General features: G+C 57.7%; 12 protein-coding genes. 7 read left to right on the plus strand and 5 right to left on the minus strand.

Annotated elements, in window-relative coordinates; genetic code table 11:
- Positions 1-228 precede the first annotated feature (228 nt).
- Positions 229-2595 carry a penicillin acylase family protein gene (locus EJ068_RS12745; protein ID WP_245463411.1) on the minus strand — a complete coding sequence of 789 codons (2367 nt, stop codon included), beginning with the start codon at positions 2593-2595 and terminating at the stop codon, positions 229-231.
- A 330-nt stretch (positions 2596-2925) separates the two neighbouring features.
- On the opposite strand from EJ068_RS12745, the gene EJ068_RS12750 reads away from it, so the two are divergent.
- The 6 genes from EJ068_RS12750 (at position 2926) to EJ068_RS12775 (ending at position 10803) form a co-directional block, all read left to right on the plus strand.
- Positions 2926-3834, plus strand: coding sequence for a LysR substrate-binding domain-containing protein (locus EJ068_RS12750; RefSeq protein ID WP_127403232.1), 909 nt, complete (start codon positions 2926-2928; stop codon positions 3832-3834).
- Positions 3835-3997: 163 nt separating this feature from the next.
- On the plus strand, positions 3998-5569 hold the full coding sequence (locus EJ068_RS12755; RefSeq protein ID WP_129554576.1) for a trimethylamine methyltransferase family protein: 1572 nt from the start codon (positions 3998-4000) through the stop codon (positions 5567-5569).
- Positions 5570-5627: 58 nt separating this feature from the next.
- Positions 5628-7277: an ABC transporter substrate-binding protein gene (locus EJ068_RS12760; RefSeq protein ID WP_129554577.1), complete on the plus strand. Its 1650-nt coding sequence runs from the start codon at positions 5628-5630 to the stop codon at positions 7275-7277.
- A gap of 309 nt (positions 7278-7586) precedes the next feature.
- A complete protein-coding gene (locus EJ068_RS12765; protein ID WP_129554578.1) occupies positions 7587-8513 on the plus strand; it encodes an ABC transporter permease subunit in 927 nt (308 codons plus the stop codon).
- A gap of 38 nt (positions 8514-8551) precedes the next feature.
- Positions 8552-9523, plus strand: a complete 972-nt coding sequence (gene proX / locus EJ068_RS12770; protein ID WP_129554579.1) for a glycine betaine/L-proline ABC transporter substrate-binding protein ProX — start codon at positions 8552-8554, stop codon at positions 9521-9523.
- An 86-nt stretch (positions 9524-9609) separates the two neighbouring features.
- A complete protein-coding gene (locus tag EJ068_RS12775; RefSeq protein ID WP_129554580.1) occupies positions 9610-10803 on the plus strand; it encodes a betaine/proline/choline family ABC transporter ATP-binding protein in 1194 nt (397 codons plus the stop codon).
- Positions 10804-11308: 505 nt separating this feature from the next.
- On the opposite strand, the gene EJ068_RS12780 is transcribed toward EJ068_RS12775, so the two are convergent.
- From EJ068_RS12780 to EJ068_RS12800, 4 genes are all read right to left on the minus strand, one after another.
- Positions 11309-13771 (minus strand): FAD-dependent oxidoreductase, encoded by a 2463-nt coding sequence (locus EJ068_RS12780; protein WP_189512629.1) that lies wholly within the window; start codon positions 13769-13771, stop codon positions 11309-11311.
- 369 nt (positions 13772-14140) lie between these two features.
- The gene (locus EJ068_RS12790) at positions 14141-14755 is read right to left on the minus strand and encodes a short chain dehydrogenase (protein WP_127403235.1); all 615 of its coding nucleotides are present in this window, start codon (positions 14753-14755) and stop codon (positions 14141-14143) included.
- A gap of 26 nt (positions 14756-14781) precedes the next feature.
- On the minus strand, positions 14782-15663 hold the full coding sequence (locus EJ068_RS12795; RefSeq protein ID WP_129554582.1) for a dihydrodipicolinate synthase family protein: 882 nt from the start codon (positions 15661-15663) through the stop codon (positions 14782-14784).
- Between the two features lie 17 nt (positions 15664-15680).
- Positions 15681-16925, minus strand: coding sequence for an FAD-binding oxidoreductase (locus tag EJ068_RS12800; RefSeq protein ID WP_245463458.1), 1245 nt, complete (start codon positions 16923-16925; stop codon positions 15681-15683).
- 240 nt (positions 16926-17165) lie between these two features.
- Here EJ068_RS12800 and EJ068_RS12805 point away from each other — a divergent pair, with 240 nt between their 5' ends.
- On the plus strand, positions 17166-18074 hold the full coding sequence (locus tag EJ068_RS12805; protein ID WP_127403232.1) for a LysR substrate-binding domain-containing protein: 909 nt from the start codon (positions 17166-17168) through the stop codon (positions 18072-18074).
- The last annotated feature ends 280 nt before the right edge of the window (positions 18075-18354 follow it).

An 18354-nucleotide genomic window follows, 5' to 3' on the forward strand; every position in this document is an offset into this window, starting at 1 on the left:
TGACGGTACAGTTCGATCGGAATGGATGGGCAGACGCATATTATCGCTGAAGTCGCGAATCCCACAATCTTGGCGATCCGAAGAAGGAAATGGGGCCGGTGGAGAAAAACCTCACATAAGCTGGACGAAGCGGCATGGGGATACCTGCTCGTCCACGGCTGCCAGGCTTCTGGCCTGGCCCATCGGTCGCGAAGTCATGTAATCCAATGAAATTCGCAGTGTACTGCGCTATTCGAGAGTCTTAGCTTTTGTGGGAGACAGCGAAATCCGATAGTGGCTTTCGCGATCTATCAACTGTTGCGAATACAGTAGTGGTTTGTAGTCCCCGTTCTGCCAGGCAGAGACCAGATCATGATAATGCTCTGACAGAGGCACACCGGATTGACCAGGATTGTTAATAAATACACTATTGTCCCAAGCTCCAACGTCTATAATCATCCGTACCGACGGTCCGGTCGTGACCAAGCAGTTGTCCTGGCGATAAGTTGAATAATTCAGTGTCGAACCGCTGCCGCCAAGAGCAATTGGCCCTAAAGACCATTCTTCAGTTGTTAAGCCTTGCAACGGGTGGAGCAGTTCAAGTTTATGAATTCTCCCCCACGACCATTTCGCGGAGTCATGCCCCATGACTTTGATGCATTCGGCCCAAGCAGAAGCCAATGATGCTGTTATAGAGTCGGCGAGGATTTCATTTGGCCGCGCTTGTTCTAGCCAAGAGGCTATAGCTGAAGGGTCTAGCGGCATAAGGAGCCCCAACATCTGTTCGTCGGCCCCTTCCAGTCGAGCTATTCTCGGACCAAGATGCTTGGTGAGCCAGATCTCGAAAAGCGCCGCAGCCGCGGAACTCGCATCCAAATGCGCGTCCCAATTGAAAAGCAGTCGGACCTCCGGTGTGGCCGGATTCAGGTGTTGAAAGCCTCGCAGTCGCTTGAGAATACGATATGCGATTGGCGAGTAAACTGAACACTGCAGCGACATGCAGTCTTTGAGCGAGATCTTTTTTAGACGCGAAAGTTTTGAATGAAGGGTTTCATGCCGGCTACTCTCCGACCACTCGTGTCCAAACGCGGGATTGGCTCTGCTCCATTCTTGCGGCACATTCATTGCGTTGGCGGTAGCAACGAAGCCCTTTACTGGATTTAGCTCGGACGGCCCGTCATCCGACGACAAGTATCCATCCCACTCAAACCGGCCGTCTCCGGGAACCGGAAGCAGGCCGTCCCAATTTCTTCGAATCGGGGCCGCACCTGACGGGTTCCAAGCGATCGTATTCGAAATGTCCGCATAGATATGATTGACAGAGGGACAGCCCCAACATGCCAGAGCGGAAACGTATTCTGCATGGGTCTTTGCGCGCATAACGGCCAAGCTCGCCATGTAGGGAGCCATGCCGGAATCCATCCATACTGTTCTCAACGCAAAAGCGCGCTTGTTTTCAGCATCTTTGTAAAGAACGGGGCCATGGCGTGTAAAGCGAAGCTCGACCTGCTGGTCCTCGTGGCCGCAAACTGGTATACTCTCCTTAATAGTCACTACCTGCTCCCAGGCCCCTTTGTAGGAATATTCATCCTCCTCGTCTGGCTTCAGATCATAGACGTATATATCTTCCTGATCAGTGCCGAAAATCGTAATCGCAAAAGAAGCCGTGCCGTTATGACCCATCGATATCCCTGGCACCATAGGCTCGCCGGCCCCGATTACATTCAGCCCCGGCATGCTCAGATGTACAACATATCTGACCGACGGCAGAACATGGTTCCGATGGGGGTCCAGCGCGAGCATCGGGCGTCCAGTTGTGGTTTTGCTCGCGGCTACGGCCCAGCTATTTGAGCCCTCTTCAAACGGCGTCCGCACAACCTCGTCCGATTTGGTCACGTTGGTCCAGAGACCAGCTTCGTCAAGCTTGGCTGCTAGTCGTGCCCTTGAAAATGAAACTGGACTGGTTGCAAGGTGAAAATCGCGCAGCACTCGGTCAGTCATGACAGCCGGGTCAAAGCCTTCCACCGGCCGGGGGACTATCGCCGGTGACAATACTTGTCTTAGCCCGTCTAGACGAGCGCCGTCCTGCGCACCTGCGAGTGCCATCACCTTAGAACGTAATAGTTCCGAGGTCGCGTTCCGGGTTAGCGAATGCGTTCTTACTCGGACGACGTCTTCCGGTTTCCAGCGATCAGGTGCGTGGCCGAGGAGCACGAACTCAGGGGGCAACGCGATCAAGCCCTCATTGCAGCTATCCACATACGAATTTATACCCTCCGCAAACGCAGAGCATATTTCCTCTGAATCAGGACCGTACGCTACCCATTCTGGACTCATATTTCCGCGATATAGCAAAAGACGCGCTGCTCGGTCTTGCTCCAGATAACCTGGACCAAAATCGCGTGACAGGAGACCGAGACCTCGTTTTCGCGCGATATCGATCTGCCATAGACGGTCGCGAGCCGCATTCCACCCTTGCGCGAAGAACAAGTCATGTAAATTTTCCGCCCTGATGTGGGCAACTCCCCATCTATCAACGTTGATCGTGACCTCGTTCTTAAGCCTGGTGACACTGCGGCGATCGATAGTGATGTTTGTAGACATTTCCTTGTCCATGTTAGCCGCCCGTGACGGCTCTTGCCGACATAAATCGGCAGCCACCCTGCAGATTGCCCTTACATTCCCAGCGCCGGGTGTGATGCAAACCCGGAAGCAGTGTTCATCGAAGTGACCGTCAGTATCCTTGGTCGTCCAGCGGCGACCTTCTTGTTTTTGGGTGCAAGCGGAAGCAGCCGAGAAGATTTTGTCCTCTGGCGTTGCCCAAGCTGACTAAGCTCAACTGCGACTTGCTCAAGACCTGGCAATGATAGATATCCTCATGTCGAATAGACCATGTGTTGTTGGTCTCGTAGACGGAAAATATAGCATCTGATATAGACCTGCTTCATGTCCAAGCTTCGCAATCTTGTCCCCTCGACGCATTCGCTTTTCGTCTTCGAAGCGGCGGCCCGAACGCTGAGTTTCAAGAACGCGGCCAGCGAACTCAACGTGACGCAGCCAAGTATCTCGCATTCGATCAAAATGTTCGAAAAGCATTGCGGGACGGCACTCTTTGTCCGAGACAATCGGGGAGTGCAGCTGACCGAGCCCGGCAGGCAGCTCTACGATGAGGTGCGCACCAGCTTCCGCCGTCTGGAACAGCGGCTTGAGACCATCACTGATCGCGGAACGAAGTACATAACTTTCGCAGCTTCGACATCTCTGGCGGCACATTGGCTCGCGCCTCAACTCTATCATTTCCAGGAAGAGCATCCGGACGTCAGGATCAAGGTGGTCGCCACCGATCGCGATGTCGAGCCAGATCATGAGATCGACGTGACGGTGTGGGTGCGGCCCCGGAATTTTGAAAGGGCCAACAGCTGGTTCGTTTGCGACGAGATCATCTTTCCCGTCTGCTCACCGGCTTATCTTCTGTCGCACCCCGCTCCCCAAGCCGTCGAAGATCTGATCCACCATCAGCTGATTCATTCGTCCGATGCTTTTCGCAAGCGCCTGGATTGGCCCGAATGGGTCGAGTTGGCAGGCGGCGATGCCGGCGACATCAAACCCAATATCGTGTTCAACGACTACCAGCTGACGCTTCAAGCGGCTCTGGCTGGTGAAGGAATAGCACTGGGGTGGTCCCTTACCGCCCAGCAGTTGCTCAACAACCGCCTTTTGGTCAAGCCATTGCCAACCCAAATCCAGACCGACAGGGCCTTCTTTCTGTTGGCCAGCGAGGATGCCAGCAAGAACAAGAGATGCAAGGTTTTGGTTGACTGGTTTCTCGTCCAGTCTGAAGAACTCCGCCCGTGACCTGAATTGCCCCTCACCCTATCCGCCTCTGGATATAAACTGGATTTAAGACCAGCGAAAGCTTTTGCGCATTCTCAGGACAATCGCAGGCGCCTATCATCGGCGCGAGATAAGCTAGGGTCCGCCCCTATTACACGACCGAGCCACGGATGTTTAACGCGGGATGCCGGTCATTCCGCTGCAGGATGACGCGATGATGGACACTGATATTCCCGCAATCCGGCGCCGCACAGGCCGGTCTTCGGTGGTTGCGGCACGGGAGGCTGAAAGAAGGCCGCGTGTCTCGACTATCAAGTACGGAATCCGACCTGTGGAGGCCGTCAACGCCGAACAGCTTGAGCGCATTCATCAGGCTTCGCTGGCGATCCTACGCGAGATCGGGATCGAATTCAGAGATGAGACAGCGATCAGGCAGTGGAAAGAGGCGGGGGCGGATGTCCGTGAACACCGCGTTCGCCTCGAGGGCGACATGGTCATGGATCTCATCTCCAAGGCCCCTTCCCGTTTTGAAATGACGTCTCGCGATCCGTCACAGCGTTTCGAGATCGCGCCAGATACAATGACTTTCGGCGTCATGCAGGGTGCGCCAAACATCCGCGATCTTCAGGGCGTGCGGCGCGCATCCACGATCGAGGATCTCCGGAACATGAACCGGCTGACCCAGATGCTGCCCGGTTTCCATATCGCGGGCGGGTTCACCTGCGAGCCGACCGACATCGCCGTGCCATGGCGCCATCTGCACATCAATCATTCGAGCCTGGTGGAAACCAACATGCCTTTCTTCGGTCTGACGACCGGAAAGCAGCGTGCCGACGACTCGATCGCAATGGGCCAGATCGTGCACGGCAAGGCATTTATGGATCAGAACGCGGTGATGATAGGTCACGTGTCGGGCAACTCGCCGCTTGTCTGGGATTCGACCATGCTGGAAGGGCTTCGCGCCTTCGTCGACGCGAACCAGGTCGTGCTGCTGTCTCCATTCGTGCTCGGCGCCGCCAACACTCCCGCCGACATCCCCGCCACGATCGCCCAGTTGAATGCGGAGGCGCTCGCCGCGCTTGCCTATACTCAGCTTGCCGCGCCAGGCGCCAAGATGATCTACGGTCAATATTCCGTCTCGGTGTCGATGCGCAGCGGCGCCCCCATGTCCGGCATGCCGGAAGTTACTCTGATCAACGCCGTCATCGGACAACTGGCAAGGCGCTACAACGTGCCGTGGCGAACCACTGCGTCTCAATCCTCCGCCAAAACCTTCGATGCCCAGTCCGGTTATGAATCAGCCATCGCCTACATGTCCGGCGCCAGCGCCTGCTCCAACCTTATGATGCATGCCGGCGGCTGGGATGAAGCCGGTCTGGTGTGCTGCATGGCGAAGTTCATCGCCGATGCTGAACAGAACCTGCTCATCGAGAAATACGCGCGGGGCATATCATTCGAATATTTCGAGGATGCGCTCGAAGCCGTCCGCCGCATCGGCCCCGGCGGCCACTATCTCGGAGATTCCTTCACGCTCAAGCGCTTCAAGGACGCGTTCATCGCGCCGGAGATCCTCGACTACCTAAGCTACGAGCAGTGGAAGGTCAAAGGTTCCAAGGACATGGCACAGCGCTGCAGGGAGAAGGCGACAGCAATCATCGCGAGCTACGAGCAGCCGCCGATGGACCCTGCCGTCCGCGAGGAACTCGATGCGTTTGTGGCGAAACGCCAGGAGGATATTTCCCCAAGCCTCGCCTAAGCCTCCAGCCATGAGCCCATGAAACCGATGAACCGGAACACTAACAATGGTGAGGAAAATGGGATTTTTCAAAAGCAATAGGGATCGCGTTCCGGCTTTCATCGAAAACATGGCGAGCGACGTCAAAGCGGGACAAATGGATAGGCGCGAATTCCTCGCATTCGCAAGCACCTTTGGAGCTTCTGCCGCAATGGCCTATGCTCTGATCGGTGCAGCACTGCCTGAGCCTGCACGCGCCGCTGAACCGAAGAAAGGCGGGATCTTGCGCGTGGCGATGGCTGTGCAGGCGCAGAAGGATCCCCGTACCGGTGATTGGGTTCAAGCTGCCAACATCGCTCGTTGCTGGCTGGAGCCGCTCATTCGTTACACTCACGAGTTTACCTTCGAACCTGTCCTGCTTGAAAGCTGGGAGGTCAGTGATGACGCCACCGAATACGTCTTGCATATTAGGAAAGACGTTATCTGGAACAACGGCGATGAATTTAACGCCGTTGATGTGGTGTTCAACATCAACCGCTGGTGCGAGAAGAGTGTCCCGGGCAATTCGATGGCCACGCGCGTTGGCGGGCTGACTGACGCCAAAACCGGAAAGGCCAGAGACGGAGCGATACTGAAAGTCGATGACCACACCGTGAAGCTAACGCTCAGCGACCCTGACATCGCCATCATCGCCAATTTCACGGACTACCCAGGGCTAATCGTGCATCACAGCTTCGACAGTACGGGCGCCGACCCGATCGCATCGCCGATCGGAACAGGAGCGTTCGAATTGGTGTCTTATGTGGTAGGCAGCAAGGCCGAGGTCAAGCGTCGGGAGAATGGCAAGTGGTGGGGTGGCGAGGCGCTGCTCGATGGGGTGCAGTTCATCGACTATGGCACCGAATTCCTGGCAACTGTGTCGGCATTCGATTCTGGCGAAGTCGATCTCAACCTAGAGACGCCGGGCGATTTCATCGACATTCTGAACAAAATGGATCTCATCAAGACGGAGGTGGCTACCGCGACGACGGCGGTCATCCGCACGAACGTCGCGAACAAACCATATGACGATAAGCGGGTTCGAAACGCCCTGCAGATGGCGGTCGACAACAATGTCGTGCTCCAGCTCGGATTCAACGGCCGTGGCACGGTCGCCGAAAATCATCACGTTAGCCCGATCCACCCAGAATATTACCCGTTACCTAAGAAGACGCGCGATCTTGCGGGTGCAAAGAAGCTCATATCGGCGTCGGGGCATGCCGACTTCGAACACGAGCTGATTTCGATTGACGCCGATTGGCAGAAAAACACCGGAGATGCGATTGCAGCACAGTTGCGTGAGGCTGGCTTTAAGGTCAAGCGCACGGTGCTACCGGGCTCGACTTACTGGAACGACTGGTCCAAGTACCCCTATTCGCTGACGCTATGGTACATGCGGCCGCTCGGCATTCAGGTCCTTGCGCTGGCTTATCGGACTGGTGAGGCTTGGAATGAGACCGCCTACTCCAATCCCGACTTCGACGCAAAGGTCAAAGAGGCGTTCTCGGTCAGCGATGCCAACAAACGCCGCGAGTTGATGAAAGACCTTGAAGAAATCATGCAAGACTCCGGGATTCTTATCCAGCCATTCTGGCAAAGCTTGATTGGCCACATGAACCCAAAGGTGCAGAACTACGCAATTCACCCGACGTTCCAAATGGATCTGCAAAAAGTCTGGCTCGCCGCGTGAAGCGTGTGCACGCTGACTACAGGGCAGGTCTGACCTCGCTGGACGTAGCGAAAAGGGTCGGAGCAGACTGGCAATATAAGACCAAGTGAATCGTAGGACAATGGCAACATAAAGCGGGCATAAGTGCACACATGCTGCTTAGGAGTAGAGGCGTGGCTTTATTTCCTAAAGGTGTTTCGGTATTAACTCTAGTGCTTATCCTGTCTACCACTACCTTTTAGTGCGAGCCTATCGACCAAGCACTCTGCCGGCGTATCGCAGCATAGCCTGCTCAAAGTTCGATCAGGAAAGCTTCCGGAGAACAGCAACATGGGTACGTGCGGGCTATTAGATCCTTTTGAATGCGGGGCGATCCCTGTTGCTGATTGGATGACTATCGGGCTGCGTTGGATCGTTGATCACTACAGGCCCTTGTTCCAATCGATCAAGGTGCCCTTCGACCTGCTGCTGCAGTGGTTCGGCTTGGCGCTCCATTCGGTCCCACCGGTGGTGATGATCATCGTCGCGGGTCTGGCGGCTTGGCAGTTCGGCGGGCGGAACGTCGCCGGGGTTATCGTCGGCGCTCTCATCTTTATGGGTCTCATCGGCGTCTGGCAGGACGCCATGACGACGCTTTCAATTGTGCTGACTTCGCTCGTCGTCGCAGTGATGCTTGGTATTCCGCTCGGGATCTGGGCGGCGCGAAGCGAGCGGATGTTTGTGGTCATGCGCCCGATCCTAGATGGAATGCAGACTATTCCGGCATTCGTCTATCTGGTTCCCATCGTGATGCTCTTCGGCATCGGTAACGTTCCGGGCGTGATCGTTACGGTAATTTTTGCGGTCGCCCCGCTGATCCGCCTCACGAACCTCGGCATACGGCAGGTACCGGAAGAGGTGATCGAAGCCATGCGCGCGTTCGGCGCTACCGAGCGTCAGCTGCTTTGGAAGGCTCAGTTGCCGCTTGCGCTACCCACCATCATGGCCGGCATCAACCAGACGCTGATGATGTCGCTATCGATGGTGGTTATCGGCTCGATGATCGCTGTTGGGGGACTGGGCCAGACGGTGCTGCGCGGCATCGGCCGCCTTGATGTAGGCTTAGCGACGGTCGGAGGCCTCGGCATCGTCGCGCTCGCCATCGTGCTCGATCGCTTGACGCACGCGCTGGCGACACAGAAGCGGAGGCCAGGCGAACTCTGGCATCAGGGTCCGGTGGGACTCGTCAGAGCTCTCACCGGCAATAAGCAAAGATAAAAGCTGCGCAATTTGCTCACACAGAAAGGGAGGAACCGATGACGATCAAATTTATGATGCTGGCCATAGCCGTGATGGCTGGCTATTCCTTGCCTGCAATGGCAGATCAGGTCAAGCCGGCCTGGGGCGGAGAAACAGAAGAGCTGTTTCAGACCTTCATCGTGGATGAGGGCCTTAGGGAACTCGGCTATGAAGTTGCCGAACTCTCACAGGTTGGTGTGCAACTGGCGCACACCGCTGTGGCCAACGGCGATCTCACCTTCTACGCTGCGCACTGGGTTCCGCTTCACGATGCGTACTGGAAGGAGTCTGGCGGCGACGAGAAGCTGGTCCGCTTAGGAACGCTTATCAAGAACTGTCTGCAGGGCTATCTGATCGACAAAAAAACGGCCGACGCCACTGGCGTCAAGTATCTCGAGGATCTTAGGGACCCTGAGAAGGCCAAGCTCTTCGACATCGACGGGAATGGAAAGGCAGACCTCTACGGTTGCGACCCAGGTTGGGGCTGCGAACGCGTGATCGAGCATCAGCTCGACGCCTATGGCCTGCGTGGCACGGTGGAACACAGGCAGGGCGGCTATTTTGCTATCATTCCTGACGCGATCGAACGCATCAAGACTGGCAAGCCGACACTGTACTACACTTATACACCGCTATGGGTCTCGAGGATTCTCCGTCCCGGCAAGGAAGTTGTCTGGCTCAACGTCAAGAACACCTCTCTTCCCGATGGGCAGACGGGCAATACAGATGTCCAGGGCCTCGGGAATCTCGGCTTCCCGGTCAACGATCAGAAGATTATCGCCAACACCACTTGGCTGAACGCCAACCCAAAGGCCAAGAAGTTCTTTGAACTCGTGCAGATTCCGGTCGAAGACGTCAACGCGGAAAACACGCAGGTTGCCAATGGTGAAAAGAGCAACGAGCAGATCATGAAACACGCAACCGACTGGATCGCCGCTCACCACGCTGATTGGGAAAAGTGGATCGCTGAAGCCAAGGCCGCCAAGTGAGGCTCTGAGGTTTAAATCGGCCGGCGGCATCCGCCGGCCGATTACGGTCTGAAGATAGGCACAACATACTATCGAGAGTTCCGCACATGACTGTACCCGCCATCGTCTGTTCCGGCTTGTGGAAAATTTTCGGGACGCGCAAAGGGGAAGCCCTCGCGGCGGCCCGCGATCGCGGGTTCAGCAAGAGGCAAGTCCTTGAAGAATTCGATTGCGTTCTGGGTGTGGCCGATGTGTCCTTCTCGGTTGAGCCCGGCGAGATCTTTTGCATCATGGGGCTGTCCGGCTCAGGGAAATCGACGCTTGTCCGCCATCTCAATCGGCTGATCGAACCAACCGCAGGCGAGGTTCGGATCGGCGGAAATGCCATCAACAAACTTTCGCCGTCTGAACTCCGGACCCTTCGGTCAGAGACGGTCGGCATGGTCTTCCAGCACATGGCGCTGCTGCCGCACCGCAACGTCTACGACAATGTTTCCCTCAGTCTCGAACTCCGAGGCAAATCACGCAAGGAGTGCCGCCGCGTGGCGGAAGAAAACCTCAAGCTCGTTGAGTTGAGTGGTTGGGGCGAGCGTTACCCGGACGAGCTCTCGGGCGGGATGAAGCAGCGGGTGGGGCTTGCCCGTGCCATGGCGGCAGACCCGCAGATCCTGTTACTGGACGAGCCGTTCTCAGCGCTCGACCCGTTGATCCGCCGCCAACTCCAACAGCAGTTCCTAGACCTCGCGGAGGTCGTCCAGAAAACAACGGTGTTTATCACACACGACCTCGACGAAGCCATTCGCCTGGGCGATCGTATTGCGATCATGAAGGATGGTAAGTTCGTTCAAGTGGGAACGCCGGAAGACATCGTAACCGCGCCCAAGGACCGCTATGTCGCTGATTTCGTCTCAGGCATTTCGCTGCTCAATCTTGTCACTGCCAGGAAGATCATGCAGCCGCGGGACAGCATAGCGACGCTTTCTGAAAAGAAATTCCAGGCGCTCCCCCGCGTGCAAACCACTGACAAGCTCTCCGCTGTGATCAGCACCGCTGCGGATGGCGGCGATCTGATCGCAGTCTACGACGGCGGCGAGCCGGCGGGCATCGTCACCCGGCGCGCCCTGTTTTCAGGAATTCAAGGCGTGATATCGAGCCCCGATGCCGTGAGTGGTTTGAAATCGGGAAAAGTTTGCCAGTACGGGCGCAGCTCTGCCCCCTCAATCCGCCCAACAAGGCCTGGAAGATCAATCGATATGGACACAGCTGCGCTCTCTGCTCACAGCGACGAAGGCAAGAAATGAGCGAACCGACCTTTGTCCCGTGCTTAGTAGAAGTGCTCGCGCAGTGCCCCGGCGCCCTGCATGCTGAACGGTCTGAAACTACTTTCGTGAAGGACCCCGCCGTCGCCCTTTCGCGGCGATGACTTGCGTTCCGCCCGGGCGATCCACGCGCGGTGGACGCAACGGGCTTTGAATCCGCACGCCCATTTTGCCACCGCCGATCTGACACATTTAAATTGGTCCTATTGAAGACTTGCCACCCCACCCACGGCTGTGGTCGATCGTAGGGACGGGTACTGAGGACGTCTGCCTACAAGACCTTGAGCCGCTCCACCGCGGTTAAGGGCTGATATCTCTCGGGCCTTGGCCAGAATCACTACTTTCAAGGTCTCCCAACAAGAGACGACATTGGGGATACGGACACCTAGACGCTTGACGTATAATTGCTCGCGTTACGTATCGAAGCTGCATCCCTTGCGAAGACGCGTTGCGCAGCTATCCACTCATTCCTATAGGTGTTTGTAGCTCAGGCCCGCACCTTTTCAGCCTTCGGATCATACATCGGCTTCAACGATGCTTCCGCAGCAAAGCGCTCGCCGGCGATCTCGATTTCGTAGGACGAGGCCAGCACATCCGCCTCGCTCTCGCCCTGGCAAGGCACATAGCCCAAGCCGAGGGCGCCGCCGAGGTGATGGCCGTAATTGCCTGATGTGATCGGGCCGACGATCTTGCCGTCGCGCAGGATCGCCTCGTTGTGGAAGAGCAGGGGCTCTGGATCCTTCAGCCGGAACTGGACCAGCCGGCGTGACAGGCCGGCTTCCTTCTTGCGCAGCACGGCATCGCGGCCGATGAAGTCGCCCTTGGCGGTCCTGACCGCGAAGCCGAGGCCGGCCTCCAGCACATTGTCCTCGTCGGTGATGTCGTGGCCGAAATGCCGGAAGGCTTTTTCGATGCGGCAGGAATCCAGCGTGTGCAGGCCGCAGAGCTTCAGGCCGACATCGGCGCCGGCCTCGTCGATCGCTTCAAAGACATGGGCTGCCTGATCGGTCGAGACATAGAGTTCCCAGCCGAGTTCGCCGACATAGGTGACGCGGTGGGCGCGGGCCAGGCCCATGCCGATCTCGATCTCCTGGAACGTGCCGAACGGATTTTTCTCATTGGAGAAATCGTTGGGGCTGACCTTCTGGATCAGCTTTCTTGCGTCCGGGCCCATCAGGCAGAGCACGCTTTCGGCCGCCGTCACGTCGGTGACGACGACGAACTCATCGGCGACGTGCTTGCGCAGCCAAGCCAGATCGCGCTGCAGCGTGGCGCCGGGGACGACGAGGAAGAACGCCGTCTCGGAAAACCGCGAGACGGTCAGGTCGCTCTCGATGCCGCCGCGCTGGTTGAGCATCTGGGTGTAGACGATCTTGCCCGGCGCGACGTCCATGTCGTTGGCGCACAGTTTTTGCAGGAAGGCACAGGCATCACGGCCCTCGACCCGGATCTTGCCGAACGAGGTCATGTCGAACAGGCCGACCTTGTTTCGGACCGCGAGGTGTTCCTCGCGCTGGTTGTCGAACCAGTTCTGCCGCTTCCAGGAATAGCGGTATTCGCGTTCCTGGCCGGGCCTAGCGAACCAGTTGGCGCGCTCCCAGCCGGCCACCTCGCCGAAGACCGCGCCGCGCGCCTTCAGATGCTCGTGCAGCGGCGAGCGGCGGACATTCCTCGAGGTCGCCATCTGCCGATAGGGGAAATGGTCGGCATAGAGCAGGCCGAGCGTTTCCGAGACGCGCTCCTTGAGGTAGCGGCGGTTCTTCTGGAACGGCTGGGCACGGCGGATGTCGACTTCCCACAGGTCGAAGGGAGCTTCGCCGTCATTGATCCACTGCGCCAGCGCCATGCCGGCGCCGCCGGAGGAGACGATGCCGATCGAATTGTAGCCGGTCGCCATCCAGTAGCCGGACAGTTCCGGCGCCTCGCCGAGATAATAGCGGTCGTCGGGCGTAAAGCTCTCCGGGCCGTTGAAGAAGGTGTGAATGCCGGCGGTCGCCAGCATCGGCATGCGGTTGACGCCCATTTCCAGGATAGGCTCGAAATGCTCCATGTCCTCGGGCAGTTGATCGAAGCAGAAATCCTCACTTATGCCGTCCATGCCCCACGGCTTTGCCACCGGCTCGAAGGCGCCGAGCATCATCTTGCCGGCGTCCTCCTTGTAGTAGGCGCACTCGTCGGGCACGCGCAGCACCGGCAGGCGGGCGAGGCCGGGGATTGGCTCGGTGACGAGATAAAAATGCTCGCAGGCGTGCAGCGGGATGGTGACGCCGTTCTGCGCGCCCAGTTCGCGCGCCCACATGCCGGCGCAGTTGACGACAACGTCGGCTTCGATCGTGCCTTGTTCTTCGCCTTGTGCCCAGGACACGCCGGTGACGCGGCCGGCCTTGGTGTGGACCTTGGTGACCTTCACATTCTCGACTACGGTGGCGCCGCGCTGGCGCGCCCCCTTGGCCAGGGCCATGGCGATGTTGGCGGGGTCGCATTGGCCGTCGAGCGGCAGATGCACGGCGCCGACGACATCGGAGACATTGAGATGCGGGTACATCTCGCTGACTTCCCTGGGTGAAATCTCGCGGACATCGACATCGAAGGCGCGCGCCAACGACGCTTGCCGATAGATCTCGTGCTTGCGTTCCTCGGTCAGCGCCACGGTGATCGAGCCGACCTGGCGCATGCCGGTGCCGACTTCGGTCTCGGCTTCCAGCTTGACGTAGAGGTCGGCGGAATATTTCGCCAGCCGCGTCATGTTCTGCGAACCGCGCAGCTGGCCGATCAGGCCGGCGGCGTGCCAGGTCGTGCCCGAGGTCAGTTGCTTGCGTTCGAGCAGAACGATGTCGGTCCAGCCGAGCTTGGCCAGATGATAGGCGACCGAACAGCCGGAAACGCCGCCACCGATGATGACGGCGCGTGCTTTGGCGGGGATGGCCTTGGTGGGGATAGGCTTGGTCATGCGGCCTCGCGGCGATAGCTGGAGGCGAAGCGGCGCAGGCGCTGCGCGGCTTCCTGAAGCACTGGCTCAGGCTGGCAGAGGCTGATGCGGATATGGCCTTCTGGCACGGGGGTGAAGTGGCGCCCTGCGTCACATTCACTTGTCGCCTGCAACGACGATAGTGCGACTTGATGGGCATTTTCTAAGCCGACCACCCGCCGCCTATTCATGGAGCGACATCCACAAGTTGATGCCCCCCTCCGCAGAACGATGCGCAGGGTTTGTCACATCGAAATTGGGCCGCTCTACCACCGAGTTCCCACCTACCTCCGATGCAGAGTTGCCTGGGCATGCTTGTCCTCCGTTAGCGCGACGTCATTGTTGGTCAGATTAGGCGTCTCTGACCCAACCCATGCGATAAACTCGACCCGTTTGACTGCCCTCTGCGCTCTTGACGTAGCCGAGCGCCACCTCGCTCGCCGGCACCGCCGCGGTGCCAGGAAAGAAGTCGCCGTAGAGCTGAACCGACTCCTGTACGAGAGTCGGACTGACCAGATTGATCCGCAGCCCCCGCCCAAGCTCGATTGCCGCGCTGCGTACAAAACCGTCTAACGCGCCATTGACCAGGGCGGACGAGCTTCCCTGCCGGATGGGATCTTCGTTGGTTAGACCGGACGTCAAGGTAAATGATCCGTGATCGCGGATACGCTTGAGACCCCTCGCTACGAGATTGACCTGCCCCATCAACTTACTGCGCAGCCCGATTTCGAACTGTTCATTCGTGAATTGGTTCAGCGGGGCGTAGTGCACGGCCCCTGCCGTGCAGATCAACGCGTCAAATGCACCGATCTTGTCGAATAATTGGTCGATAGAGTTCGGCTCGGCGATGTCGACGTTGAATAAGCCGCTAGTTCGCCCGACTCCTATAATGTTATGCCGCTTGCCAAGTTCGGCCGCTACGGCCGACCCGACAATCCCAGTCGAACCAACCAGGACAATTCGCATAGAGACTCCCCTGGATAACCTGACGCCTAGGAGGCGACCTCAAACAGCGGGGCAAGTGCGGTGCGAAGCGCCATGTCCTGGTCCGCCGAGAGTTTTGCCAGTGGCTTGCGGACATTCCCGGTTCCGAGGCCGCGCAGTTGCGCGGCTCTCAGGACAGAAGGCGTATAGGGTGCCCGCCAGATAAAAAGCAACGAGGGCAGCATCCGCTGCCAAAGTGCCAGAGCCCTCTCCAAATCCTTCGCTGCCACAAGGTTGTACAATTCGACAGCCTCAAGAGGCATGTAGTTTGCTGCGCCCCAGATAACACCGCGCGCGCCTGCCATCAGCGCATAGAGGGTTGTTGTATCGCAACCATTTAGCACCTTGCCTCCCGTCTGCAGATACTCCTGATGCACGGTGAAGTCGCCGGCACTATCTTTGATGTAATTGAAATGCTTGAGACCGCTCAGTCGATCAAAAAGGCGCGGCGAAACCGCGATCCCGGTAGCCTGCGGGATGTTGTAGCCCACAATATCCACGCCAACCGCCGCGTCGATTTCCCTGTAGAAATTGAAAATTCCATCCTCTTCTGACGGACCTTCGAGATACGGCGGCAAAATCATCAGCGCGTCCGCGCCGACCGATTCAGCTTTCTGTGACCGCCGTATGACTTCGTCCATATTCAGGGCCGAGGTCTGGCAGACAACATTGCAGCGTCCTGCGATGCGCTTCGCCCCGAGCTCGTAGAGCCGATTGCATTCGGACTCGGTCAGGTAAGGGTGCTGGCCTGTACCTGCCCCAAGAACCAAGCCGTGAACTCCCGCCGATACGTATTTTTCGATCAACTCTTCGAAGAGGCCGTAATCGATCGCACCGTTAGGTTCGAACGGTGTCTGCATTGCAAGATTGATGCCCTTCAGGTCCGCCATTGCCGTTCCTCTTATTGCTAGACTTCCGCGCCTGCCTGCCTGAAACGAAGAGCCGTGACGAACCGGACGCCCATTGATGTGACAAGTCTCGGATAAGTCCTGCTCGGAGCGGCCCGCGTCTTCAGGATATCGATCACAGCCGAAGATTGCCCCGTGGCCAGTTCGGCGACAGCCTTGCCAAAGGCAGCCCCTCTAGCGACGCCGGTTCCATTACAGAAGGCGGCACCATAGACGTCGTGCGCCAACTCGCCGAAGACCATGCCGCCATTTTGCGCGAGCGTAAGCAGACCACCCCAGCTGGCCTCAAAGCCGATTGACGAAAGCCCGGGCCATCGGCGGTCAAATGCTACCTGCTGCTGGGTCCGCGCCCTAAGGACATCTTGTTTGGTTGTTTTGAAATTAGTCGCATACGAGTAAACGTTTCTAAGGAAAAGACGGTTGTCGATAGTACGTCGCACCGTCGTCCCAAAGCTATCGGCCGGAATAAGCCCATAGGTTCGCTTGTTGCCCACGTTGGAAAGCTCGCTCTCAGTGAGCTGTCTGGTCATGCTCGCGAACGTGTAGAGCGGTATGGCTCGGTTTTCAAAGAAGCCAAATCTCGTCAGATAACCCGATGCGCAGATGATGACCTTCGAAGCCCTGATTGTTCCAGCAGGCGTCTCGCAGATGTGCTTCGGCGCACCGAACTGGACCGCCACAATGGCGGTGTTTTCATGGATGGTAGCGTTCTCGGGGAGGCTGTTTACGGCGTTCTTGAGATACTTCGCAGGCTGGACCAGAATCGTGCCAGGGTGATGCAAAGCTTTGACGTAGTGCTTACTGCCGGTGATCGACTGAATTTCAGGGGCTTCAACCCAGCTGTACTTTTGTCCGAGCTTATCGAGCGCCTCCGAAAAGCGGTGTAGATCGGCAACGCCGTGAGACGTGGCCGCGCTGTGGTATTTCCCCTGCGGGTCCCAATCACAGTCTACCCCATGCTCCTCGACGGCGGCTCGAATGTAGGCGATGCCCTCAAGGTTGACGTACAGCTCTTCCTTGTTTCCCCTAATGTCTTCAACGAAGTCGCGTTTTCGGGGATTGTGCGCGAGATCGATGACGAAGCCCATGCACCGCCCCGATGCATTGTCCCCAATACGTCCGGCGTCGACGAGGATTACCGAAGACTGGGGGTTGAGTTCAGCAAATCGGCGGGCCGCGTGAAGCCCCATCCAGCCGCCGCCAATGACCAGGCAATCGCATGTGACATCGCCTTGCTGCGGCACCAAGGGTAGCTCCGGTCCCGACGTGCGGTACCACCCTGAGACTGTTGGCTCCGGATGCGGTGCTTGGACGACAATACGCTCTCTTGTCTTTGTTTGATTCAAAGAGTTCACTGCCAACTCGCTCGGTGAAGGCGGCCGGTGGGTAGTGCACCGCTCGCTCTGCCTTGTTCCAGCTTCGAATAGACCATGTGTTGTTGGTCTCGTAGACGGAAAATATAGCATCTGATATAGACCTGCTTCATGTCCAAGCTTCGCAATCTTGTCCCCTCGACGCATTCGCTTTTCGTCTTCGAAGCGGCGGCCCGAACGCTGAGTTTCAAGAACGCGGCCAGCGAACTCAACGTGACGCAGCCAAGTATCTCGCATTCGATCAAAATGTTCGAAAAGCATTGCGGGACGGCACTCTTTGTCCGAGACAATCGGGGAGTGCAGCTGACCGAGCCCGGCAGGCAGCTCTACGATGAGGTGCGCACCAGCTTCCGCCGTCTGGAACAGCGGCTTGAGACCATCACTGATCGCGGAACGAAGTACATAACTTTCGCAGCTTCGACATCTCTGGCGGCACATTGGCTCGCGCCTCAACTCTATCATTTCCAGGAAGAGCATCCGGACGTCAGGATCAAGGTGGTCGCCACCGATCGCGATGTCGAGCCAGATCATGAGATCGACGTGACGGTGTGGGTGCGGCCCCGGAATTTTGAAAGGGCCAACAGCTGGTTCGTTTGCGACGAGATCATCTTTCCCGTCTGCTCACCGGCATATCTTCTGTCGCACCCCGCTCCCCAAGCCGTCGAAGATCTGATCCACCATCAGCTGATTCATTCGTCCGATGCTTTTCGCAAGCGCCTGGATTGGCCCGAATGGGTCGAGTTGGCAGGCGGCGATGCCGGCGACATCAAACCCAATATCGTGTTCAACGACTACCAGCTGACGCTTCAAGCGGCTCTGGCTGGTGAAGGAATAGCACTGGGGTGGTCCCTTACCGCCCAGCAGTTGCTCAACAACCGCCTTTTGGTCAAGCCATTGCCAACCCAAATCCAGACCGACAGGGCCTTCTTTCTGTTGGCCAGCGAGGATGCCAGCAAGAACAAGAGATGCAAGGTTTTGGTTGACTGGTTTCTCGTCCAGTCTGAAGAACTCCGCCCGTGACCTGAATTGCCCCTCACCCTATCCGCCTCTGGATATAAACTGGATTTAAGACCAGCGAAAGCTTTTGCGCATTCTCAGGACAATCGCAGGCGCCTATCATCGGCGCGAGATAAGCTAGGGTCCGCCCCTATTACACGACCGAGCCACGGATGTTTAACGCGGGATGCCGGTCATTCCGCTGCAGGATGACGCGATGATGGACACTGATATTCCCGCAATCCGGCGCCGCACAGGCCGGTCTTCCGGTTTCCAGATTCACCTGCGGGAATTGTGGCTGGCA

Origin of the sequence: Mesorhizobium sp. M2A.F.Ca.ET.043.02.1.1 (assembly GCF_003952405.1) — a bacterium.
Lineage (GTDB): Bacteria > Pseudomonadota > Alphaproteobacteria > Rhizobiales > Rhizobiaceae > Mesorhizobium.

Coding starts and splice junctions, on each gene's coding strand:
- EJ068_RS12745 (WP_245463411.1), bottom strand. CDS start 2,595: ATGGACAAGGAAATGTCTACAAACATCACTATCGATCGCCGCAGTGTC.
- EJ068_RS12750 (WP_127403232.1), top strand. CDS start 2,926: ATGTCCAAGCTTCGCAATCTTGTCCCCTCGACGCATTCGCTTTTCGTC.
- EJ068_RS12755 (WP_129554576.1), top strand. CDS start 3,998: ATGCCGGTCATTCCGCTGCAGGATGACGCGATGATGGACACTGATATT.
- EJ068_RS12760 (WP_129554577.1), top strand. CDS start 5,628: ATGGGATTTTTCAAAAGCAATAGGGATCGCGTTCCGGCTTTCATCGAA.
- EJ068_RS12765 (WP_129554578.1), top strand. CDS start 7,587: ATGGGTACGTGCGGGCTATTAGATCCTTTTGAATGCGGGGCGATCCCT.
- proX (WP_129554579.1), top strand. CDS start 8,552: ATGACGATCAAATTTATGATGCTGGCCATAGCCGTGATGGCTGGCTAT.
- EJ068_RS12775 (WP_129554580.1), top strand. CDS start 9,610: ATGACTGTACCCGCCATCGTCTGTTCCGGCTTGTGGAAAATTTTCGGG.
- EJ068_RS12780 (WP_189512629.1), bottom strand. CDS start 13,771: ATGACCAAGCCTATCCCCACCAAGGCCATCCCCGCCAAAGCACGCGCC.
- EJ068_RS12790 (WP_127403235.1), bottom strand. CDS start 14,755: ATGCGAATTGTCCTGGTTGGTTCGACTGGGATTGTCGGGTCGGCCGTA.
- EJ068_RS12795 (WP_129554582.1), bottom strand. CDS start 15,663: ATGGCGGACCTGAAGGGCATCAATCTTGCAATGCAGACACCGTTCGAA.
- EJ068_RS12805 (WP_127403232.1), top strand. CDS start 17,166: ATGTCCAAGCTTCGCAATCTTGTCCCCTCGACGCATTCGCTTTTCGTC.